18 protein-coding genes are annotated in these 19412 nt (G+C 54.4%); 8 read left to right on the forward strand and 10 right to left on the reverse strand.

All coding sequences use genetic code 11. The annotated features are described in order from the left end of the window. The first annotated feature begins 3 nt into the window (after positions 1 to 3). Together QMO62_RS17700 and QMO62_RS17705 are read left to right on the forward strand one after the other, a co-directional pair. Positions 4 to 1092: a GerAB/ArcD/ProY family transporter gene (locus QMO62_RS17700; protein ID WP_284642926.1), complete on the forward strand. Its 1089-nt coding sequence runs from the start codon at positions 4 to 6 to the stop codon at positions 1090 to 1092. Then, a complete protein-coding gene (locus tag QMO62_RS17705; RefSeq protein ID WP_284642927.1) occupies positions 1079 to 2233 on the forward strand; it encodes a Ger(x)C family spore germination protein in 1155 nt (384 codons plus the stop codon). The genes QMO62_RS17700 and QMO62_RS17705 overlap by 14 nt, the downstream gene beginning before the upstream one ends. 86 nt (positions 2234 to 2319) lie before the next feature. Here the strand turns inward: QMO62_RS17705 and QMO62_RS17710 are convergent, their stop codons facing one another. Beyond that, the gene (locus tag QMO62_RS17710) at positions 2320 to 4419 is read right to left on the reverse strand and encodes a fibronectin type III domain-containing protein (protein WP_284642928.1); all 2100 of its coding nucleotides are present in this window, start codon (positions 4417 to 4419) and stop codon (positions 2320 to 2322) included. 278 nt (positions 4420 to 4697) lie between these two features. On the opposite strand from QMO62_RS17710, the gene QMO62_RS17715 reads away from it, so the two are divergent. Next, the gene (locus QMO62_RS17715) at positions 4698 to 7028 is read left to right on the forward strand and encodes an EAL domain-containing protein (protein ID WP_284642929.1); all 2331 of its coding nucleotides are present in this window, start codon (positions 4698 to 4700) and stop codon (positions 7026 to 7028) included. A 19-nt stretch (positions 7029 to 7047) separates the two neighbouring features. Here the strand turns inward: QMO62_RS17715 and QMO62_RS17720 are convergent, their stop codons facing one another. From QMO62_RS17720 to QMO62_RS17735, 4 genes are all read right to left on the reverse strand, one after another. Next, positions 7048 to 8280: an MFS transporter gene (locus QMO62_RS17720; RefSeq protein WP_284642930.1), complete on the reverse strand. Its 1233-nt coding sequence runs from the start codon at positions 8278 to 8280 to the stop codon at positions 7048 to 7050. Positions 8281 to 8403: 123 nt separating this feature from the next. Next, entirely contained in the window at positions 8404 to 8682 is a 279-nt protein-coding gene (locus QMO62_RS17725) for a DUF1272 domain-containing protein (protein WP_348651708.1), read from the reverse strand. Between the two features lie 154 nt (positions 8683 to 8836). Next, positions 8837 to 10069: an MFS transporter gene (locus tag QMO62_RS17730; RefSeq protein WP_284642932.1), complete on the reverse strand. Its 1233-nt coding sequence runs from the start codon at positions 10067 to 10069 to the stop codon at positions 8837 to 8839. Between the two features lie 170 nt (positions 10070 to 10239). After that, positions 10240 to 10830, reverse strand: coding sequence for a TVP38/TMEM64 family protein (locus QMO62_RS17735; protein WP_284642933.1), 591 nt, complete (start codon positions 10828 to 10830; stop codon positions 10240 to 10242). 174 nt (positions 10831 to 11004) lie between these two features. Between QMO62_RS17735 and QMO62_RS17740 the strand changes: the two genes are divergently transcribed. From QMO62_RS17740 to QMO62_RS17760, 5 genes are all read left to right on the forward strand, one after another. After that, positions 11005 to 11472, forward strand: a complete 468-nt coding sequence (locus QMO62_RS17740) for a cytochrome c biogenesis protein CcdC (protein WP_284642934.1) — start codon at positions 11005 to 11007, stop codon at positions 11470 to 11472. A gap of 114 nt (positions 11473 to 11586) precedes the next feature. Further along, a complete protein-coding gene (locus tag QMO62_RS17745; RefSeq protein WP_284642935.1) occupies positions 11587 to 12264 on the forward strand; it encodes a response regulator transcription factor in 678 nt (225 codons plus the stop codon). A 149-nt stretch (positions 12265 to 12413) separates the two neighbouring features. Then, entirely contained in the window at positions 12414 to 13793 is a 1380-nt protein-coding gene (gdhA, locus tag QMO62_RS17750; protein ID WP_284642936.1) for an NADP-specific glutamate dehydrogenase, read from the forward strand. Positions 13794 to 14054: 261 nt separating this feature from the next. Then, complete coding sequence (locus QMO62_RS17755) at positions 14055 to 14504, forward strand: SgcJ/EcaC family oxidoreductase (RefSeq protein WP_284642937.1); 450 nt, start codon at positions 14055 to 14057, stop codon at positions 14502 to 14504. A gap of 72 nt (positions 14505 to 14576) precedes the next feature. Next, positions 14577 to 14720, forward strand: coding sequence for a hypothetical protein (locus tag QMO62_RS17760; protein WP_284642938.1), 144 nt, complete (start codon positions 14577 to 14579; stop codon positions 14718 to 14720). Between the two features lie 76 nt (positions 14721 to 14796). Here the strand turns inward: QMO62_RS17760 and QMO62_RS17765 are convergent, their stop codons facing one another. From QMO62_RS17765 to pdaA, 5 genes are all read right to left on the reverse strand, one after another. Beyond that, complete coding sequence (locus QMO62_RS17765; RefSeq protein WP_284642939.1) at positions 14797 to 15480, reverse strand: response regulator transcription factor; 684 nt, start codon at positions 15478 to 15480, stop codon at positions 14797 to 14799. Next, positions 15481 to 16692, reverse strand: coding sequence for a sensor histidine kinase (locus QMO62_RS17770; RefSeq protein WP_284642940.1), 1212 nt, complete (start codon positions 16690 to 16692; stop codon positions 15481 to 15483). 28 nt (positions 16693 to 16720) lie between these two features. Then, on the reverse strand, positions 16721 to 17548 hold the full coding sequence (locus QMO62_RS17775; RefSeq protein ID WP_284642941.1) for a DUF4097 family beta strand repeat-containing protein: 828 nt from the start codon (positions 17546 to 17548) through the stop codon (positions 16721 to 16723). A 123-nt stretch (positions 17549 to 17671) separates the two neighbouring features. Further along, positions 17672 to 18418 carry a GNAT family N-acetyltransferase gene (locus QMO62_RS17780; protein ID WP_284642942.1) on the reverse strand — a complete coding sequence of 249 codons (747 nt, stop codon included), beginning with the start codon at positions 18416 to 18418 and terminating at the stop codon, positions 17672 to 17674. Positions 18419 to 18613: 195 nt separating this feature from the next. Next, entirely contained in the window at positions 18614 to 19405 is a 792-nt protein-coding gene (gene pdaA, locus QMO62_RS17785; RefSeq protein ID WP_284642943.1) for a delta-lactam-biosynthetic de-N-acetylase, read from the reverse strand. Positions 19406 to 19412 lie beyond the last annotated feature (7 nt).

Here is a 19412-nt window from a genome sequence, read left to right on the forward strand (position 1 = left end):
AGCATGAACAACGAAAAGCTGCACCATTATCATCTGTTTTTCTTAATGTACATGATTCAATCCGGCATTACCCTGCTCAGCCTTCCCCGATTGCTTGCAGAGACCTACGGTACGAACGGATGGGTGATGCTGGTCTTGCCTTCGGCGGCCAGCGCGCTGGTCATCTATGTGATTACCCTCATCTACAAGCATGGGGGGGGCCTTGGAATCTTTGAGCTTATGGAACGAATGATGAGCAAATATTTGTTGTATCCGATCTACACGCTATTCGTTATCGTCTGGTCCTTCATCGGCGTATTGATATCAAAGGAATATGTCCTTTTGATACAGCTGTATAATTTTCCAACGGTCCCGGAGGATTACTTACTGATCGCCATGATGTTGATCGTGTTCTTCATGCTATCCAAGAAAATCTACAATATGGTTAAGGCAACGACGATTTTTTTCCTGCTTTCCGTTTGGATGATCTTTTTGTCGCTGTATGTCATTCCCCACTTCAGTTTCACTAGGCTAACGCCCTATTTCATGCAATTGGGCAAATTTGATTTCAGCGGCCAGCTGAGCGTGTTTGGAGCCTTTCTCGGATTTGAAATCTTTCTATTCCTGTTTCCCTATGTCGATCGCAAAGCCAAATTCGCCAAATCACTTCAGTACGGAAACCTGTTCACAACAGGTATCTATTTGATCGTTTCCTTTACGAACTTCGGCTTCTTTTGCTTTGAGCAGATAAAGATCGATTATTATCCTGTCATCAGCATGCTTCAGTATATACGGGCACCGTTCGTGGAGCGGCTTGAAACCCTGCTTCTCAGCGTGTTCTTCTTGAAAATGCTGGTTACCGTCTGCATGTATTACTGGATTGCCCTGGAAACCTTCGAACGACTTACACCGCGTGTTTCTTATTTTTGGAGGACATTCATCATTCTCCTTGGCTCTTACCTCTTGTCAACCATGGTCCAAGGGGAACAGGAAACCAAATATTGGCTGAAGCAGATCTTTACGCTGGAGAGCGCCGTAGCCTGCCTGGTTCCCTGCATTCTCTTGCTTCTTATCGTGCTTTTCAGGAGGAACCTAAGCCATGAACAACCGTAGTGCCTGGATCTCCGCTGTGATAGCAGTGATGTTATGCGGAGGCTGCTCCTACCAATTGGTGATTGAGAAGCTATTAACGGTCGAAACGATAGGTTATGACAAAGTGGATGCCAAGCTTGGCCTCGATGCACCGAACAATATCGTCGTAACCGTATCGGGGCCGCATATTTCAGAGGATGGAGAGGACCGGCGAGAGGCCATCAGCACAACCGCTTCCTCAAGCAAGGAAGCGAAGCTTTATCTTTCAAGAAGATCCGATCGGATTATCGTCAGCGGCCAGCTGCGCACGATTCTTTATAATGAGGATATCGCCCGCGAGGGAATATACAAAATATCCGATTCCATGCTCCGCGATCCCCAGATTGGAAACCGTGTCAAACTTACGATGGTGGAAGGCAGCAGCAGTAAGGACTTTCTCTCCGCTCAGTTCAAGCACGATGCCAAGATCGACTCTTTCCTGCATACCATGATGGAAAAAGAACACCAGTTCAACACAATCCCCATGACGACGCTCCATGAATTCACGCGGGACTACTACGATGACGGCATCGATCCGATCATGCCTATCATTAAGAAAACGAAAGACTTTTTCATGGTCAGCGGGATCGCTTTGTTCCAGGACGATCGGTATATTACTCGAATTAACCCGCCGGAAACCCGGGTGTTCCTCTCGATGATGGATCGATACCGGCACGGAGACATCAGCTTTAATTGGAAGGAGCCCGAATCCTCCAAGCAAGAACGGTTGGTTCTCAGCTTCATAGCTAACAAGAGAAAGATCGAAGTACTTGCGCAGCGGGAAGAACCGATCCAGGTGACGGTTGCTATCAGCCTTAAGGGGTATGTTTTGGAGTATTACGGGGGGCACGATCTTAGCAAGAAGGAAGAACAGCATGCCGTTGAAGCGCAGCTGGAGGAGCAATTCGAGAGAAGGGCGGCAGCGATCATTAAGCAACAGCAAACCCACCGTGTCGATAATCTTGGAATCGGTCGTTATGTTAGAAATTCCATTGGCTTGAACCGGTGGAAACAGATGAATTGGCGAGAGGAATTTCCCAACGTGAAAGTGACGGTAAAGGCTACAGTACAAATCGTAGGGACGGGAAGCAGGAACTTCAAGCCCTTGCCGAGTAAAACATAGCTAAAGCCTGAGGTGTGGATCATGCTCACGCCTCAGGCTTTTCTTTGTTTCCGGTTCCAGGTAAGGGCCGCAGCTCTCCTGGTATGCTACGGCGCCACTACACGCATCACTTTCCGGTTCTCCTCATATTGACCGGCTGCGTTCTTCGCCCGGATGACGAGGAAGTACGTTTTGCCTGGAATAAGCCCCTCCACCTTCGCCTCATAAGGGAAGCGTCCTGCGCGTTCCCCCCGGCCCGCGTAATCGGACGGGACTTCCGGGCGAAGATGGACGACCGCTTGACTCTGCTCCGCCAAATCCTTATTGAATCGGAAGGTCTCTCCTTCCTTCACATAAAGCGTGTAACCAACCGGCCTTGCATTGGAATGAGCCACATCCCACTGGATGTACACGTCCTTGCCGCGCCGCTCCAGCTTCTGGGCTCCCTCCCGCGGCGCGGCAAACGGCTTGCCGAACGCCGGGGTCTTCGTGTTGCCCCACACGGGAGGCTGCGGCTCCTTCGGCGTATGCTCCAAGGCAAAGGCGTTCACCTCGGTAAGCTCTGCACTTGAGCTGTAATGCACCATGCCGAGCGACGCCGCCTCCAGCAGATCGTCCAGCAGCATGTCCCTCGCCGTGTTCCGGTCTCCTTGAAGCGCCTTTTTCGCCGCATCACCGTCGGGACCTTCGGCATACCCCAGGCTGAGAACCTTAAAGCCGTCGGGACGATCCGCCTCGGCCAGCAGCTTTTGCCCGTAATTGTATTTGTTGTCGTGGAAGATCGCCTCTTGATACCACTGCCCGCCTCCACTATCCAGCTTGAAGCCGTCATAAAGCACGAAGTCGACGATGCCCCGAAGCGTATATCGGTAAGCCTCCAGATCCGGATGGTAAAAGAAGAGGCCGCGGTTCGCCAGCAGAAGCGAGCCCGGATACTCGCTTCGGATCTTTCGGAGGAGCTCCTGCGTCCCCTTTGCCGTCCATTCAAACTCTCTCGGATTTGCGCCGGACGCGTCAGTGAAGGAGTTCGGAGCTGCGATATCGAGCGTGTCCAGAAACAAGCCGTCACAGCCGTACCCGGCTCCCTCCTTCCGTCCGAGCAGCTCGCTCAGTCCGGACACCCGGTCCTTCGCCTTAGTCATTGTCTTCAGCGCCTCCAGCCATGCCGGATGACCCGGATTGACGAACGCCGCCTTGCTAATGCGGCTGATCTCCGGTTCGGCAGCCTTACCCGAGCTGCCTTCGCTTAGATAAAAGGGGGCATATCCACCCCCGGTCATCTTGCCCAGAGTATCGGTATCTTCCGGTATATTGCTTCCGTCCGGATAAGGCGCTCCCGGCCGCGGATCCGCTGCGGGCCCGGACCCGTCCAGGACGAAGCGCGAATCCTTCTTCATGTCCTCCGGCGTCATGCCGGCCGTCCGGAGGTCCTCCCCAACGGAGAGGTAGCCCAGAACAAGCACCGCCTGGGAAGCGTCATGCGGATCCTTGCCTCCGCGCAAGCGCTGAATTTGTTCGGCCGTGATCTGCCTTTGGGTGTGGAGTACGACCATCTGGTATTTCTGCCGAACCTCGTCCACCAGCGTGTCCGTCCAGTCGCCGTAATAGATCAGGTAATTTTGTACTTGCTGCCTGAGGACTTCGCGGGACTGGAAGCGGACATTACGCACCTCATATTCCGCGGCCGGCGCTTCGCCGGCAGTGACCGACAGCTTCAGATCCACCTTGTCCCCAGCCTTCACCCCATCCTCCGCTTTCTTCCATGTAGCCGAGTAGACATGCTTGCCGGCAGCCGCTTTGTCCGGGGTGTTCTGCAGAGCGGCCTCCTTGTAAGCGGCAGCCCCCTCGGCCTTCACCTGCAGGCGCACCTGAATGGAGCTCTCCTGCGGGGCTGCATACTGGAACGTCAGCTCAATTGCCTCCGCATCCACACGCGGTGGTGTCCATAGCGTAACTTCGTGCCGGACGGAGGTCGGTTTAAGCTCAGCAGCCCCCTCTGTCTTCACAGCGGCGGGCGCCGCCTCCGGAGCCGTCTGCGTCTTTGGGCCTTGACCGTCAAGACCGTTGAAGATGACAAACCCCAGCACAGCCAGGACGCCCATTAGGGCAAGGATTATGGCGAAAGCGCGTACGGGCGGCTTCTTCTTCGGACGTTTGCCTCGAGAGGCTACGCGGGATAAGGTCATCGGAATCTCCTTTATGTTCATACAAGACTTTTAGAAATTAGTATAGAGGACATCCCTTAGCCCAGCAATAGAGAAAAGGACCGAAACAGGACGCTAAAGACCCTCACCTCTGCTAAGGTACTAATCAATTGCGGGGAGTATTGGTCACAATTTTGCGGGGAAATATGGCAATCCCCCCTAGGGTTAACCGGCGATGCCCTGTGATTTTTATCACAGCGGCCCTGCACTTAAAGCTTTACAATATTTCATGCCTACTCATGTACGTGCCGACAAAAGAGAGCTAAAGGTGGGAACTTCCTATGCAGCGCATCAACCCCAAACGATTTCCAGCCGTCGATTCGGTGACGATTCTGTTTGTGCTCTCTAACGTGTTTCTTCTGTTTATCGCCAACCCGTTCATCCAATTCCTTGTGGACCATTATTCTTATCACGGCAAAGACATTCTGAAGATCGGGGCTGTGCTCCGCTTTCTTTTGTTTATCATCAATGCCGTGTTTTTCTTCTACATAGTGAAACGATACAACCGGAAAATGCTGCTGGAGGAGAAGCGGCTGCGCGCCTCCGAGGAACATTACCGGCTTTATGCCCGCGTTTTCGAAGCGTCGCTGGAAGGCATTCTGATCACCGATGCGAGCTCGCGCATCATCGCCGTGAACCACTCCTTCACCCGGACTACCGGCTATACAGCGGAAGAGGTTTACGGACATACGCCGAGCCTATTGCAATCGAAGAAGCATTCCCCGGAATTTTACCGCGCCATGTGGGAATCCATTCGCCAAACGGGGGGCTGGCAAGGGGAGGTTTGGAACCGCCGGAAGGATGGAACGGTCTTCCCGGAATGGCTCATCATCAACGCTGTGACCGACACCAAGGGGGAAATCTCCAATTATGTCGGGATCTTCTCGGATATCTCGGAGCGCAAGAAGGTTGAGGAGAAGCTGCGGATGCACGCCCGCGTCTTCGAAACCTCGCATGAGGGCATTATGATCACGGATACGAAGGGAATGATTCTGTCCGTAAACCCTGCCTTCACGAGCACAACGGGCTACAGCGAGCAGGAGGCGCTTGGACAAACTCCGCGCCTGCTCAATTCCGGACGCCAAACCGCCTCCTTCTACCAAGCCATGTGGAAGTCGATCCACGAAACCGGCAGCTGGCAGGGGGAAATCTGGAATAAGCGAAAGAACGGCGAGCTGTATCCGGAATGGCTGACAATCCAAGCGGTCAAGGATGCGCAGGATCAGGTGAGTAACTATGTAGCGATCTTCACCGATATTACCAAAAGGAAGCAAGCGGAAGAAAAGCTGACCTTTCTCGCTCATTACGACATGCTGACCGGACTGCCGAACCGTCATCATTTTCATGAGAATTTCACGGCGGCACTGCAGGAAGCCAAAAGCAAAGGGGAGCAAGTCGGCCTGCTTTTCATCGATTTGGACCGCTTTAAGGTAATCAACGATACGCTGGGGCACGAAATGGGCGATCGGCTGCTGATCCAGGCGAGCCATAGGCTGCAGGACAGCGTTCGCCTCCATCATACGGTGTTTCGGCTGGGCGGTGATGAATTCACGGTCATGATGCCCCAGCTTCAAGGGTCGGAGGAGGCAGCCAAGGTAGCATCAGGCATCCTTAGAGAGCTTGCGCGCGCTTTCCACATCGATGAGCATGACCTCCATGTCACGGGAAGCATCGGCATCAGTATTTATCCGCAGGACGGCGACGACCTGGATACGCTGCTGCGGAACGCCGATTCGGCGATGTATTCGGCCAAGGAAAACAAGAACGACTTTCAGCGCTTCCTCCCGGATAGTCATGGAGCTCTGGCGCACCGGCTCGAGCTTGAGCAGAGCTTGCGCGGGGCGATGGCCAAGGGCCAGCTCGAGGTCTATTACCAGCCCCAGGTACGCTGCCGCGGCGGCCAGCTGGCCGGACTGGAGGCGCTCGTCCGCTGGAATCATCCGCAATGGGGGCTCGTTCCCCCGCAGGAATTCATCCCTGTCGCCGAGGAGATCGGCATGATTACAGAGATTGACGAATGGGTGATTGAGGAGGCCTGCGCCCAGAGTGCACGCTGGCTTCGCCGCTTTGGCCGGCCGGTCAAGATTGCGGTTAACCTGTCCGCGAAGACGCTTTATCATCCCTCAATGCCCCAATTCATCCAAGCTTGCTTGTCGCGATATGACGTGACTCCCGCTATGCTGGAGATCGAGCTGACGGAAAGCGTAGGACTGCGCCATTTCGACGCGGCGGAGGAGCTTGTAGAGGAGCTTCGCAATCTGGGGGTTCTGCTGTCGATCGATGACTTCGGAACAGGGCATTCGGCACTCTCCTATCTGAAAAGACTTCATTTCGATGTTCTCAAAATCGACAAGTCCTTCATTCAAGATCTTGAGCAGGATTTGACGAACATCACCCTCGTGAAAGCAATGGTAGATATGGCGCATGCGCTGCAGCTGACCGTCGTAGCCGAAGGTGTGGAAACCGAAGAGCAGTATATTCTGCTTCGATCGATCAGCTGCGATGTGATTCAGGGCTACCTGCTGAGCAAACCGCTTCCCGTCGCCGCCATTGAGCCGTATCTGGTTCATAAGCTGACAAACGGCAAACCGGCCTCGGCCTCCTCATCCTAGAGGGGCCGAAGCCGGTTTTTTAGGTTTCTGCGGTTGGGGGATCGAACCGCCCCCCCAACCGAATAAGCAGCAGTGCCAGGGTCACGCCAAAGGCACAAAGCGCGACCCACGGCAGCCACTGGAGACCGGGATGTGCCTGCGCATAGTCGTAGAGTGCTCCGCTGGTTGTGTTCCCCAACATGCCTCCGACTGCCAGTGCAATCCCGTTAAAGCCGAAATAAGTGGCGAACAGCTGCTTATCGGCGAAGCCGGAAATCATTTGATTCATGAAAGGCATAGTGACCATCTGACCCAGGGTAAAAAGAAGGATCGCAAGCAGTAAGGTCCATAAACCCTGCGAAAAGCCGATGGCCAGAAGGCCCAATCCTAACATGACGGCCCCGTACGCCATGATGCGGCTCGGGCGGAGCTTGTCCTGCAGCAGCTTGACCAGCGGAAGCTGCAGCAGCACCATGAAGATGGCCCCGCTCATGTATAGGTACGCCACCATGCCAGCATCCGGCAGGAGCTCTCCCGCCCGAACAGGCACCGCCAGGTACAGCTGAACTTGAAGCGCCCAAAGTCCCATGGCGAACACGTTGAACAGCAGGAAGGTCTTGTCCTGAAGCAGCTTGCTGCACGTCGTGAGAATGGGCGCCGGCTTGTGCTCCCCCTTCATGTCCGGCAAAAACCGCCACGAGATGACGAAGGCTGCGGCAAACATCAGAGCCGATGCGAAGCAGACGAAAGCGAAGCTGAGCTTCATCAGAAGCATCCCGATAACCGGACCTAGAATAAAGCCGACATTGCTGAGCATCTCGCGTAAGCCAAAAATGCGCTGCTTCATCGAGTCGGAGGACAGCCGGGCGTAAGCCGCATAGCTCGCGGGATGGAAGATCGCTCCGGCCAAACCTGAAATGAAGCCCGCCAGGGCGAACATGACCGGATGGCTGACCATACCGTACAACGCATAGCCGGCGATCCTTACGGCCACGCCGATCAGGATCGCCCGCTTGTAGCCGATGCGGTCGGCAAAAATCCCGCTGAAGAACTTGAAGCCCTGCTGGGCGAAGCCGCTGATGGCCATCACGACACCGGCGGAGGCGGCGCTCCAGCCCAGCTCGTGCATCAGATGTACGCCGAGCAAGGGCACCAGCATGAAGAAGCCGATGGCCATGAGCAAAGTGTCGATATACATCGCGAGGAGAGGCCTGGATAGGAACCCGAAGCCCGCCGTTTCCCTGCTCGCCTGACCGCTGAGTGCCGTATTCAAGGAAGCAACCTTCTTTCGATATCGAATGGGTGAATCGGCTTATCTTGAAGAAAAGCCCCTCCCATGATACCAGCTCACTCAGCCGATGACGTTAGGTTTTCTTTGTTTACGGTTGTGAATTTTTCAGCTAAGCGAGCAGCTGACCGGCTTTCCGATGCTTTTGGGCCTCCTCACAAGCTCTCCCCCGCAATTCGGGCACACATAATGCATACCCTTCGCACATTCCTCGCAAAAGGTACATTCATGCGTACAAATATAAGCAACCGCATCCTTGGGAAGATGCTTGGCCGCACATTTCTCACAGTTTTCTCTCATTTCCAATGCCATAGGTAACCCCGCCTCTCTTTGTTTGTATACCTTCATTAAACAAGGGAATTGGATATAGTAAAAGAACCAATTCATGCGTAAATCGCTGTACCATTGCTACTAGCTGCACTCCTGCTAAGCCGGGTCCATGATCGTCAGCTGCAAAGAAAAGGAGCCTAGGCTCTTTCGCCCAGACTCCTCTTCTTCTACCTGCCCTTGTGCTTCAGCTTTGCTTTCTGCACCCAGCGATCTACCCCGCCTTCTCGGCAGGAACGCCAGACTCCTTTGACACATGCATCACCCCTGCCTTCCGCTGCCGGTACAGGAAGTAAATGGTCAACCCCAGTGACAAGGCGCCGAAAAGCAGCACCATAAGCTGCAGACCGATCGTGTCGAGGAACAGCCCGGTCCCCAGCAGAATGACTTGAAATAACACCCGGTCCAGCATGCTGCGGAAAGAGAAGAAGCGGCCATGATACTCCCGGGGAACCTGGGTCTGGAACAGCGTGGACGCCACGGGGAACATGCACCCCGCCGCAAGCCCGAACACCGCGAACGAAGCCACCGAAGCCGGGGCGTAGTTGCTGAAGTATAGCGATAAATGGGCGAAGGCTACGACGAAGGCGAAGAAAAATAGCAGCTTCAGCAAATCCCGCTTCTCGGACAGCCGCTTCACCAAGAAGCCGCCCAGAATAAACAGCGTTCCTTCCGCCGCGTACAGCCAGCCCTTAATTTGGGGGTCATTCTGCAGCTCGCTGATATTAATGACCAGCAGGTTGAACCCTCCGATGAAAAGCGTCGGTACGACCGTCAGGCAGAGCACCATCATCGGCACGGGCAGCTCCTTCAGCACAGGAATCACATCCTTGAAGCTCCCCTTGGGCTTGGAAGCCCCGGCCGGGCTCCCCGCCAGACTGCCTTCCCCATCCTTCACCTGTAAAAAAAAGGTGGACACCAGCAGCAGCACATAAGCCGCAAACGATAAGGCATACAGTGACGATAAACTCATCACCGTAAGCATGAAGCCGCCCAAGGCGGTACCCATGATTCTCGCGATGGTCATAACGTTCATATGTACGCCGTTCATGGTCAGCAGCTGCCTCTCCTCCACTACAAGCGGAATGAGCGATTGCAGCGCCGGGAAGTAGAAAGCGGCGGAAATTTGCAGCGCCACTGCGAACAGCACCATCCACCAGACCGACTCATAATGAATGGCTGCGAACATGAAGGATACGCTGACGAGCCTCCCTACACCGGAATAGAGCAGGATGTGCTTCTTGTTGACGGAGTCAATAACCCTCCCGGCCAATGGCCCGAACAGAACACCCGCAAGCAGCCCGGTAAATAAAATCAAGGACTTCAGGAAGTCGGACGGTACATACCGCTGCATAAATTCCAAATTGGCAATAATCGACATCCATAGCCCGAACCCGGCGATCATCTCGCCGGTCAATATAATCCATACATTACGGCTTTTCCACATAGCTGTGTTTTCTCCTGACGTATTATTTTCCAATGGTCGAATACCAATCCCTTAATCATACTTGATCCGACGAGGTATTACTAAGGAATGTTTCGCCATAAGAAAAGTTTCCCCTTCCCAAGGATGCCTGCAAAAAAGGACCCCGCGGCTGCCCACGGAGTCCTCTACTTTTATTTCATATACCTCGTCTCGACCTTCCGTCCCACAAACCACATCAGCACGAAAAAGACGACGATCAGCCCCAGCTTCCAAGGCTGCTCGAACAGCTTATGCACATCTTGCCCCGCGAACGATACGAGGAAGATCATAACCCCCTTGCCCAGCAGGGTCGCCGTTGCGAACGTATGGAAAGGCACACGGGAGATACCCGAGGCCACGTTAACGAAGAATGACGGCGTAAACGGGAAACAAGCCAGCAGGAAGATCGGCGTAAAGCCATGCTGCTCCACCCACTGAATCCATCTTTGGGCTTGCGGGTATTTCCGCTCAATGAAGCTCCGCAGTCTGCCACCGAACCGGCGGCTGAGCCAGAACACACTGATCGCCCCTATGACGACGCCGACCCATGAGAGCAGGACGCCCTCGACCAGCCCGTACGCATTCACATTCGCAACAAGAATGGCAATTAAAGGTAAAATTGGCAAATAAGATTCGATCATCGGAGCCAGAACCCCGGGAATCGGCCCTAACGCTTCATAATGGTTAAGTATTGTTTCTATATCTTCCCACGATAAGCTTCGTAAATGATCCAACCATGTCATCGCTTGCTATCCACCCTCCGTCTTCACCATTTTCAGTTTACTATTAGTGGATGAGCTATTGCAACGAGATAGAGAGCTTGTCCCTCACCTTTCCTTTATGCGAGCTATTGAACTGCTGTCAAATAAGGTTTACACTACACCTGTTATAAAAACGAAGAAAAGAGAGGTAACCCTATGGATTCATCCATGTATATTATGGTTGTTGTCGTAGCCGGTCTCGTGCTTTGGAGAAGAACCCGATCGATGCGCAGGCCGATCCGGGGACGCGGTTTGCGGCTTCTGCTGCCGTTATTGTTCCTTTTGCCTACGCTACCGCTGATCGCAAACCCTGCCGTGCAAGCCCCAATATGGGAGCTGGCTGCCGCACTGGCAGTCGGCTGCTTGCTGTCGGTTCCGCTCATATGGACCACGCAATATGAGGTTCGAGAAGACGGTAATATCTACGCCGTTCAAAATAAAGGCTTCATCATTGCTTTGGTCGGTATCCTGCTTATTCGGCTTGGTCTGCGCAACTACTTCAGCGAATTGGATCAGCAGACGCTCGGCGCTCTCTTCCTGATGGTTGCGCTCGGATATGTGATTCCTTGGCGGGTCACCTCCTATGCCAAGTTTCGCCGTATCTATAAGCAGAAGCAGCCGTAAGCCACCGGTCATATATGACGGAAGTGACGGTCACAATCTGTCCCTACTTCATTGTATAAACGGGGGCTCCCCCGTATACTTTGATGTAATACTGCTCATGGGGGACGATTGCCTATGATCCACATTCTCATTACAGACGACCAGACGCTGATGCGCGATGCGCTGCAAACCATCATCAGCCTAGAAGAGGATATGAAGGTCGTGGGAATGGCCAAGGACGGGGAGCAAGCCTTGGAGCTTGTCCGCTCCTTGCAGCCCGACCTCATCCTGATGGATATCCAGATGCCCGGAATGACAGGCATCGAATGTACGAAGAGAATTAAGCAGCTTTACCCGGACACCGTAGTGCTAATTCTCACTACCTTCAGCGAGGATGAATATATTGTGGATGCGCTGGCCGGCGGGGCGACCGGTTTCCTGCTGAAGGATATGCCGGGAGACCGGCTCATCCACGCCATCCGGGATGCCGTCAGCGGTCATTATATGCTCCCCTCGGTCATTGCCGCCAAGCTGGCCGCTCGGATCTCACGCGTCAGTCAGACCACCCACGCCCGTCTGGAAGCAGGCCGAAGACAAACGGACAACCCCGCCTTTACCACCCGGGAAAAAAGCATCATTCTGCTCCTGCTTGAGGGCAAGACGAATCGACAGATTGCCGACCTGCTCATCATGAGCGAGGGTACGGTGAAAAACTACGTCAGCAGCATTTATAACAAAATCGGAACGAATGACCGTACGCTGGCCATCATCGCTCTGAAGGAGTGGCTGCAGAACGAGCCCTCCGCGCATTAGACTTTATAACATGCGTTGGAGGCCATTTTACCAGGCGACGTGACCTTACATAACATGTAATTTTTTATTGACAAACCGTAAAATTATGCAAAAATTAAACTACTAGTAAGGTCGGCTTTCGACCAAATCTTGCATAAAGGACGGTTACTGTGACAAAACTCGAAACGATCATTCCGGCAGAAGTGTCAGCCAGGGAATATGTACAAAGTGTGTACGAAACCGTAGTGAAGCGAAATCCCCATGAAAGCGAGTTCCATCAGGCGGTAAAGGAAATTCTGGAGTCGTTGATTCCCGTTATAGCCAAGCACCCCAAATATCGGCAGCACGGCATTCTGGAGCGCATCGTCGAACCGGAGCGCCTGATTACGTTTCGCGTGCCTTGGGTGGATGACCAGGGCGTAACCCATGTCAACCGAGGCTTCCGCGTGCAATTCAACAGCGCCATCGGCCCTTATAAGGGCGGGCTGCGCTTTCACCCGTCCGTTAACGCCAGCATTATTAAATTTTTGGGCTTCGAGCAAACCTTCAAAAATTCGCTTACAGGCCAGCCCATCGGCGGCGGTAAGGGAGGCTCCGACTTCGACCCGAAGGGCAAGTCCGATAACGAAATCATGCGGTTTACTCAAAGCTTCATGACGGAGCTGTATAAGTACATCGGACAGGATACCGACGTTCCTGCCGGCGATATCGGCGTAGGCGCTCGGGAGATCGGCTACATGTTCGGGCAGTACAAAAGAATTCGCGGCGCTTACGAGGCCGGCGTGCTGACAGGGAAAGGCATTATCTACGGAGGCAGTCTTGCCCGTACGGAAGCTACCGGATACGGCTGCGTATACTTCGTCAACGAAATGCTGAAGGCACAGGGCTTGAGCTTTGAAGACAGCACCGTTGTGGTGTCCGGCTCCGGTAATGTCGCCATCTACTCTATGCAAAAAGCGATGCAGCTCGGTGCCACGGTCGTTGCCTGCAGCGATTCGAACGGCTATATCTACGATAAAGACGGAATCAAACTCGACACCGTTCGCAGACTGAAGGAAGTCGAGCGCAAGCGGATCAGCGAATACGTGAAAGAGCATCCGGGCGCCAGCTACCATGAAGGCTGTGACGGCATCTGGTCGATTCCATGCGATATCGCTCTCCCTAGTGCAACCCAGAACGAGATCGACGAAGTCTCTGCCAGAGTGATGGTTGCCAACGGCGTGAAGGCGGTTGGCGAGGGAGCTAACATGCCTTCAACCCTGGAGGCCATTGATGTCTTTCTTCAAGCCGGCGTTCTCTTCGGACCGGCCAAAGCGGCCAACGCGGGCGGCGTGGCGGTATCCGCACTGGAGATGTCACAGAACAGCATGCGTTACTCCTGGAACTTCCATGAGGTCGATGATAAGCTTCATGCCATCATGAAAAATATTTATAGAAGCTCCGTTGCTGCCGCTGAGGAGTACGGGCACCCGGGCAACCTTGTGGTCGGGGCGAACATTGCCGGATTTACCAAAGTAGCTGACGCCATGATTGCTCAGGGAGTCATCTAGACATATCATTTTACGGAAATATCTTGAGGAGCATGCTTCGGCAGTTGCTCCTCTTTTATTTTTACTCCCGGCAATCCGGCGGCGTCCGCCCGTACGGCATTATCGCAGAATACTGGTCACCTTGGATGGGATATAACATTACGTAGGTCAACAGGGGTTAGGGAAGTTTACTTAACATTGGAGCTGCGATGTCATGCACCGAGGACTTGGAGAAACGGTTATCAGTGTGGGTCTAGCACAGTTTGAAGGAGAGAAGACGACATGGAACAAGCCTATACTGTTGTGAGGGACATGTACGACCGGCTGATCCAAGCATGGAATCACCGCGACGCCCGGGGGATGGCAGATTTATTCTCACGGGATGGGGAAAGCATCGGCTTTGACGGCAGCCAATCGATCGGGCGCGAGGAGATCTATGCCCATTTGGCGCCAATCTTTGAGCATCACCCAACCGCCGCCTTCGTGAGCATCGTGAAGGAGATCCGCTTTCCCGCTCCCGAAGTCGCCATCCTTCGGGCCATTGCAGGCATGATACCGCCAGGCCAAAGCGATCTCAACCCGAAGGTAAATACACATCACACGGTGATTGCCGCCATTTCGGAAGGAGCTTGGCGCATTCAGCTGTTTCAGAACACGCCTGCTCAGTTTCACGGCAGACCGGAGCTGGTGGAGCAGATGACCGCAGAATTACGCAGTGCGCTTTACGGGTGATGACGCCTCGCCCCTCTCGGGCATACTACGACTAAGCATCAGCTCTAAGTGCCAAGAGAGGAGATGATTGGATTGCCTAATCGCGAAGAAAATGCTTCCGACGAGCCGCGCAATGATATCATGGCCTTGGTTGAATGGATCAACAGCCAAGGGGATACCGGTGAGGTGAACGAGATTATAGAGCGTACCAACGAAAACGCGGAATCCGAACGCTAAGCAGGCGCAAGTAAAGAGGCAGGTCGCGAATTGCGCCTGCCTCTTTGCTCTGCCTTTCGGGAGCTTCTCCCTTCAACTACACCATCCCTTCCTCTCTTGCCTTCAGCGAGGCCTGTAAACGGTCGCGTACGTCCAGCTTGGCGTAGATGCTGGAGATGTAGTTTTTCACCGTCCCCTCGGATAGAAACAGCTTGCCGGCGATTTCCCGGTTGCTAAGCCCCTCGGATATCGCCTTCAGCACCTGAAATTCCCGCTCGCTCAGCCCGTATTCCTCCGGCTTTCTCCTCTCTTCCGGTACGGCTGCAGAGACCGCAGCGGCTGGCTCCGCCTGAGGCGATTTCAGCTGCTTCACCAGCAGCAGGGCGATCTCCTGCGGGATGAGCGTTCCGCCGCGATGCACCCACTTGAGGCCGGCCGCCAGCTCCTTTGGATGAATCGCCTTGAGCAGGTAGCCCTCCGCACCCGCAGCTAGCGCCTCCACCACATAATTCACTTCCTGAAATGTGGTGAGAATAATGATTTTTGTCTCCGGAAGGAGCCCTTTTATCCGCCGAGTAGCCTCCACACCGTCCATCACAGGCATATGGATATCCATCAGGATGACATCCGGTCGGATGTGCTGCGCAAGCTCCACGGCCGTCTGGCCGTTCTCCGCCAGCCCTTCCACGCTCAGCTCCGGATCCATATCCAGCACGATATGCAGGCTTTCCCTGATTAAGTCCTGGTCGTCCACCAGCATAATTCGGATGTTGTTGGTCACCTAGAGCGCCTCCTGTAAGCTTGTTGTTTCGTTATGCGGCACCGTGCAGTGAACGCTCGTCCCCTTGCCGACCTGAGAGCTGACGGAAATGCCGCCCCCAAGCGCCTGAAGCCGTTCCTTCATGGCGTTCAGCCCGAAGCCGAGGGCTACCTGCGGCATGCCGACCCCGTCATCCTCTATCGTCAGCACCGTACATAGCGGCTCGTGGCGAAGTCCCACCTTCACATGACGCGCCTGTCCGTGACGCTTGGCATTCGTCAGCGCCTCCTGAAGACAGCGGACCAGCGTCAGCTTCGCATGTCCTGACAACTCCGGCTCCGGCCCCTCTTCCGTCACGTCCACCTTGGTGCCCGTATGCAAAGCGAATTCCTCCGCTAACCGCTTCAGCTGCTCCAGCAGGAAGTCATCCGCCCCGTCCGGTGCTATCTGATGAATGCTGCGCCGCACTTCATCGAGTCCGCCGCGCATGACGCCGCGCAGCACCTCCAGCTTCCCCTTGGCCTTCTCCGGCGCTTGCTCCACCAGGTAGGACACCGCATCCATCCCCATGATGACGGAGGTAAACGTATGGCCGACCGTGTCATGAAGCTCGCGTGCCATTCGGTTGCGCTCCTCCAGCAGCGTAATGCGCTCCACCTGTTTCGCGTACTGCTCCAGTGTCCGGTTCTGCTGCTCGATGCGCTCGGCATGTTTCCGATTGACCTCCAGAAGGCTCTTCATTTGCTCATTGGTCTGCTTGATCCGCTGCAAAGCATAACCGATGCCGTACATCAGGCAGTAATCGAACATTCGGCTGACGATGTCGGTAGGCTGCATTTTATCGGCGGCCATGTTGATGGTAATAGGAATGGCGATCAAGTAAACCGGCAGCGTCCAGACCAAGGTTCTCTTCTTGGCCAAATATCCCACAATAATCGTAGGAAGCAGAATAAGTCCGATTCCCGCTTTATTGAGGTAGCTGTAATATACGGCGGGAATGCCGCTACTGAATAAGAGCAGAAAGGCAAAGCCGTCACTATGGATGAACCGCGGCCTCCAGCATAGAAGCGGAAGCGCGTAACAAGCCAGAATCAGCAGCAGGAAGGGACCGGGATCGGGCGAGCCCATTCGCTCCTCCTGGGTAAACAGCATCAAGATCATCAGACCCGTCAGTCCTGTATACACGGAGAACAGCGCCCAATCCACCCAGTGCCATTCGCGTCGCTCAAGCATAGGCCGGAAGCCTCCTTTTTCCATCATTCTAGTCCTCTTGCACCGTAATGTCACCCTTAGTCGAGGACAGACGCAGGGTCGGTCCGCCGGTAGAGATGCCTCCGAGAATGCGATACTTGGTATTTTCCGTAAAAAGCAGCCCCTTCAGCCGCTGGACCGCATCTCCGGATACCGATTCCAGATCCAGCTGTAACGCCGACGGAGTGGTAATAAGCTTCACGGTAACATCGCCGCTTGCCGTCTTCACATTCACCGATTGCTTCAGGTCGGCGGCAAGCAGCTCCACATCTCCGGCAGCTGTGTGCACATCCACCTTGCCCTCCAGCCGCCGGAGCCGCACATCGCCTGAATCCGTCTCCACCTTCAGCGCTTCCGCAGTAAGGCCGTTCAGCTCCACATCCCCTTTGTGAGTTTGGATCTGGAACTTCCCCGTTATCATGTCTTCCGCCGTCACATCGCCCGATCGGGTCACCGTCCTTAGCTGCTCAAATGTCGTTTTAGGCAAGGTAACCTCCAGATCGGGGCTGCTGTAGAAGCCTTCGAACCACCCTCGTTCGTCCAGCACTTGAATTTGCAGCTCTCCTTGGACCACCTGCTTCTCCACCCGAAACCGGCGGCTTTGCTCCTCCTTAATGCTTCCGTACAGCCGAAGGCCAATCCGGTCATCCGACCCTTGCCTCCAGATCACATCGATCGTCGGAGACGATATCGATATGCGGGTAACCCCCTCCGCATTCAGCTGCGAAGACTGATCCATTACCCGGGCCGCATCGCCCGTCCAGCCCTTCTGCCACAAGAGCCCCCCTGCCATTAGCAAAAGCAGTACCATTATCAGCGTCGTTCCCAGCTTATTCATTGCTGTTCCCCCATTGCCGTTTTCTTGCTTCCACTCTACTAAGAAAACGTCACGGCTACTTAGTGCCATCGGTCATATGACGGGGTCACAAAAATAAAGGGGTCGCCGCTTGAGGTGCCGGCCTCAGCTGGATTTCACCCGGTACCACTGCTGATAAGCCTCTTGAAAGCCCAGCTTGGCATACAGTCTCCGTGCTGCCGTATTATTCGCCAGTACCTGCAGGTATGCCTCCTGCGCTCCCTGCCGCTTCGCCCACCCGAGGAGATGGAGGAGCAGCGATTCGCCCAAGCCCTGTCTTCGGTAATCCGGATCCGCCACGATGTCGAAGATGCCGACGCCGCTTCCTTGAAGAACTGCCAGTCCGCAGGCGACCGTCCGGTTCTCCAGCCGTATAGCCGCATAGCCGCAAGGCAGCAAATGCTGCCGGAACAGCACCTTGATGGAATCCCGGTGCCGCGCATGGCTCGGGTTCATACGGCAAAACGATTCGAGCCATGCTTCCGTCAGCCCGGTTTCAATCACGACATCGGAATGCCGCGGCAGCGGAAGCTCTTCAAGCCTTGCAGTCTGCACACTTACCAGATCCACCTGCTCGTAGCCCCGGCCCGCCAATACGGCATCTAGCCCCTTCGGCTCGGATGCTTCGGTAATCTTATAGATAACGGGAAGACCCTTCTGCTGGTAGAAGCCCTCAACCTGATCCATGGCTGCCTCAAGAGCAAGGTCCCCCGCCCAATACAGCGGTTGCACCGAATTGGCCCGCTTGGAGTAGCCCATGCCATACCGTAGCTGCCAGCCCTCCAGACTAAAGGTCTGAAGAGTCGGCCATGCGTTTAGCAGCCGCTCCTCATAATTGCGAATTCGGTTCATGGTCCTGTCCCTACTCATATTGATAACAGCTCCTCTAAACTAGTCACTATTTTCCATTGTTTTATCCTTGATTGTAGCATGTTTCCGAAGCTATGGCTCTGATAAAATGGAACCTCTTCCACCAAGCGAACCGAGCCACACGAATGCCAAAAAGCCATGACGATACTGCATCGCCATGGCCCAATCTTCCTGCTGCTAGTGATACTGCTTAACCTGCAGCTCCTTCAAGCTTTTAAACTCGTACCCTTTCGCTTTCGCGTCATCGATGATTTTCCCTAGCGCCTCCGTGTTATCCTTAGACACCGAGTGCAGAAGAATGACCGCGCCGGGATGCAGCTGAGCCATTACCTGTTTATAGGCATAATCCGAGCCCTTCTGTGCTTTCACATCCCAATCCTTGTAAGCGACGGACCAGAACACCGAAGTATAGCCCAAATCCTTGCTGACCGTAAGCGTTCTGCTGTTAAAAATACCACGCGGCGGCCGCAAATACGCCATTTCCTGCTGGCCCGTAACCTTCTCTACCTCTGTCTTGACCTTGTCAAGCTCCTCCCTAATCTGCTGCTGAGCCAGCTGGGACATATCAGGATGACTCCAGGAGTGGTTTCCGATCAGATGCCCCTCACTGACCATCCGCTTGAGCAGCTCCGGCTGATCCTTAATGTAGTGGCCGGTTACAAAGAAGATTGCCGGCACCTGCTTCTCCCTCAGCACATCCAGAATCTTTGAGGTATACCCGTTCTCATAGCCGTTATCAAACGTAAGGTACAGCTCCTTCTTGGCGGTGTCCCCGAGGAAGATCGCTCCGTTTTTCTGTACCGCGTCATTGAAACGCTCCTGCGCAATCGACGGAAGCTCGCCGTTCTTGCTTTTCTTAAAGCCGAAATGGTAAGCAGGCTCCCCGCTTGCAGCGTAAGCAGCCGATTCCCCTGCTACTCCGCTGAGAAGAACCGCTGCGATAGCTGTTAAGGCAACTAACCGTTTCACGTTGTCC

The organism is Paenibacillus silviterrae, from assembly GCF_030167925.1.
In the GTDB taxonomy this organism is placed as follows: domain Bacteria; phylum Bacillota; class Bacilli; order Paenibacillales; family NBRC-103111; genus Paenibacillus_G; species Paenibacillus_G silviterrae.

Coding starts and splice junctions, on each gene's coding strand:
- QMO62_RS17700 (WP_284642926.1), top strand. CDS start 4: ATGAACAACGAAAAGCTGCACCATTATCATCTGTTTTTCTTAATGTAC.
- QMO62_RS17705 (WP_284642927.1), top strand. CDS start 1,079: ATGAACAACCGTAGTGCCTGGATCTCCGCTGTGATAGCAGTGATGTTA.
- QMO62_RS17710 (WP_284642928.1), bottom strand. CDS start 4,419: ATGAACATAAAGGAGATTCCGATGACCTTATCCCGCGTAGCCTCTCGA.
- QMO62_RS17715 (WP_284642929.1), top strand. CDS start 4,698: ATGCAGCGCATCAACCCCAAACGATTTCCAGCCGTCGATTCGGTGACG.
- QMO62_RS17725 (WP_348651708.1), bottom strand. CDS start 8,682: ATGAATTGGTTCTTTTACTATATCCAATTCCCTTGTTTAATGAAGGTA.
- QMO62_RS17730 (WP_284642932.1), bottom strand. CDS start 10,069: ATGTGGAAAAGCCGTAATGTATGGATTATATTGACCGGCGAGATGATC.
- QMO62_RS17735 (WP_284642933.1), bottom strand. CDS start 10,830: ATGACATGGTTGGATCATTTACGAAGCTTATCGTGGGAAGATATAGAA.
- QMO62_RS17740 (WP_284642934.1), top strand. CDS start 11,005: ATGGATTCATCCATGTATATTATGGTTGTTGTCGTAGCCGGTCTCGTG.
- QMO62_RS17745 (WP_284642935.1), top strand. CDS start 11,587: ATGATCCACATTCTCATTACAGACGACCAGACGCTGATGCGCGATGCG.
- QMO62_RS17755 (WP_284642937.1), top strand. CDS start 14,055: ATGGAACAAGCCTATACTGTTGTGAGGGACATGTACGACCGGCTGATC.
- QMO62_RS17770 (WP_284642940.1), bottom strand. CDS start 16,692: ATGCTTGAGCGACGCGAATGGCACTGGGTGGATTGGGCGCTGTTCTCC.
- QMO62_RS17775 (WP_284642941.1), bottom strand. CDS start 17,548: ATGAATAAGCTGGGAACGACGCTGATAATGGTACTGCTTTTGCTAATG.
- QMO62_RS17780 (WP_284642942.1), bottom strand. CDS start 18,418: ATGAACCGAATTCGCAATTATGAGGAGCGGCTGCTAAACGCATGGCCG.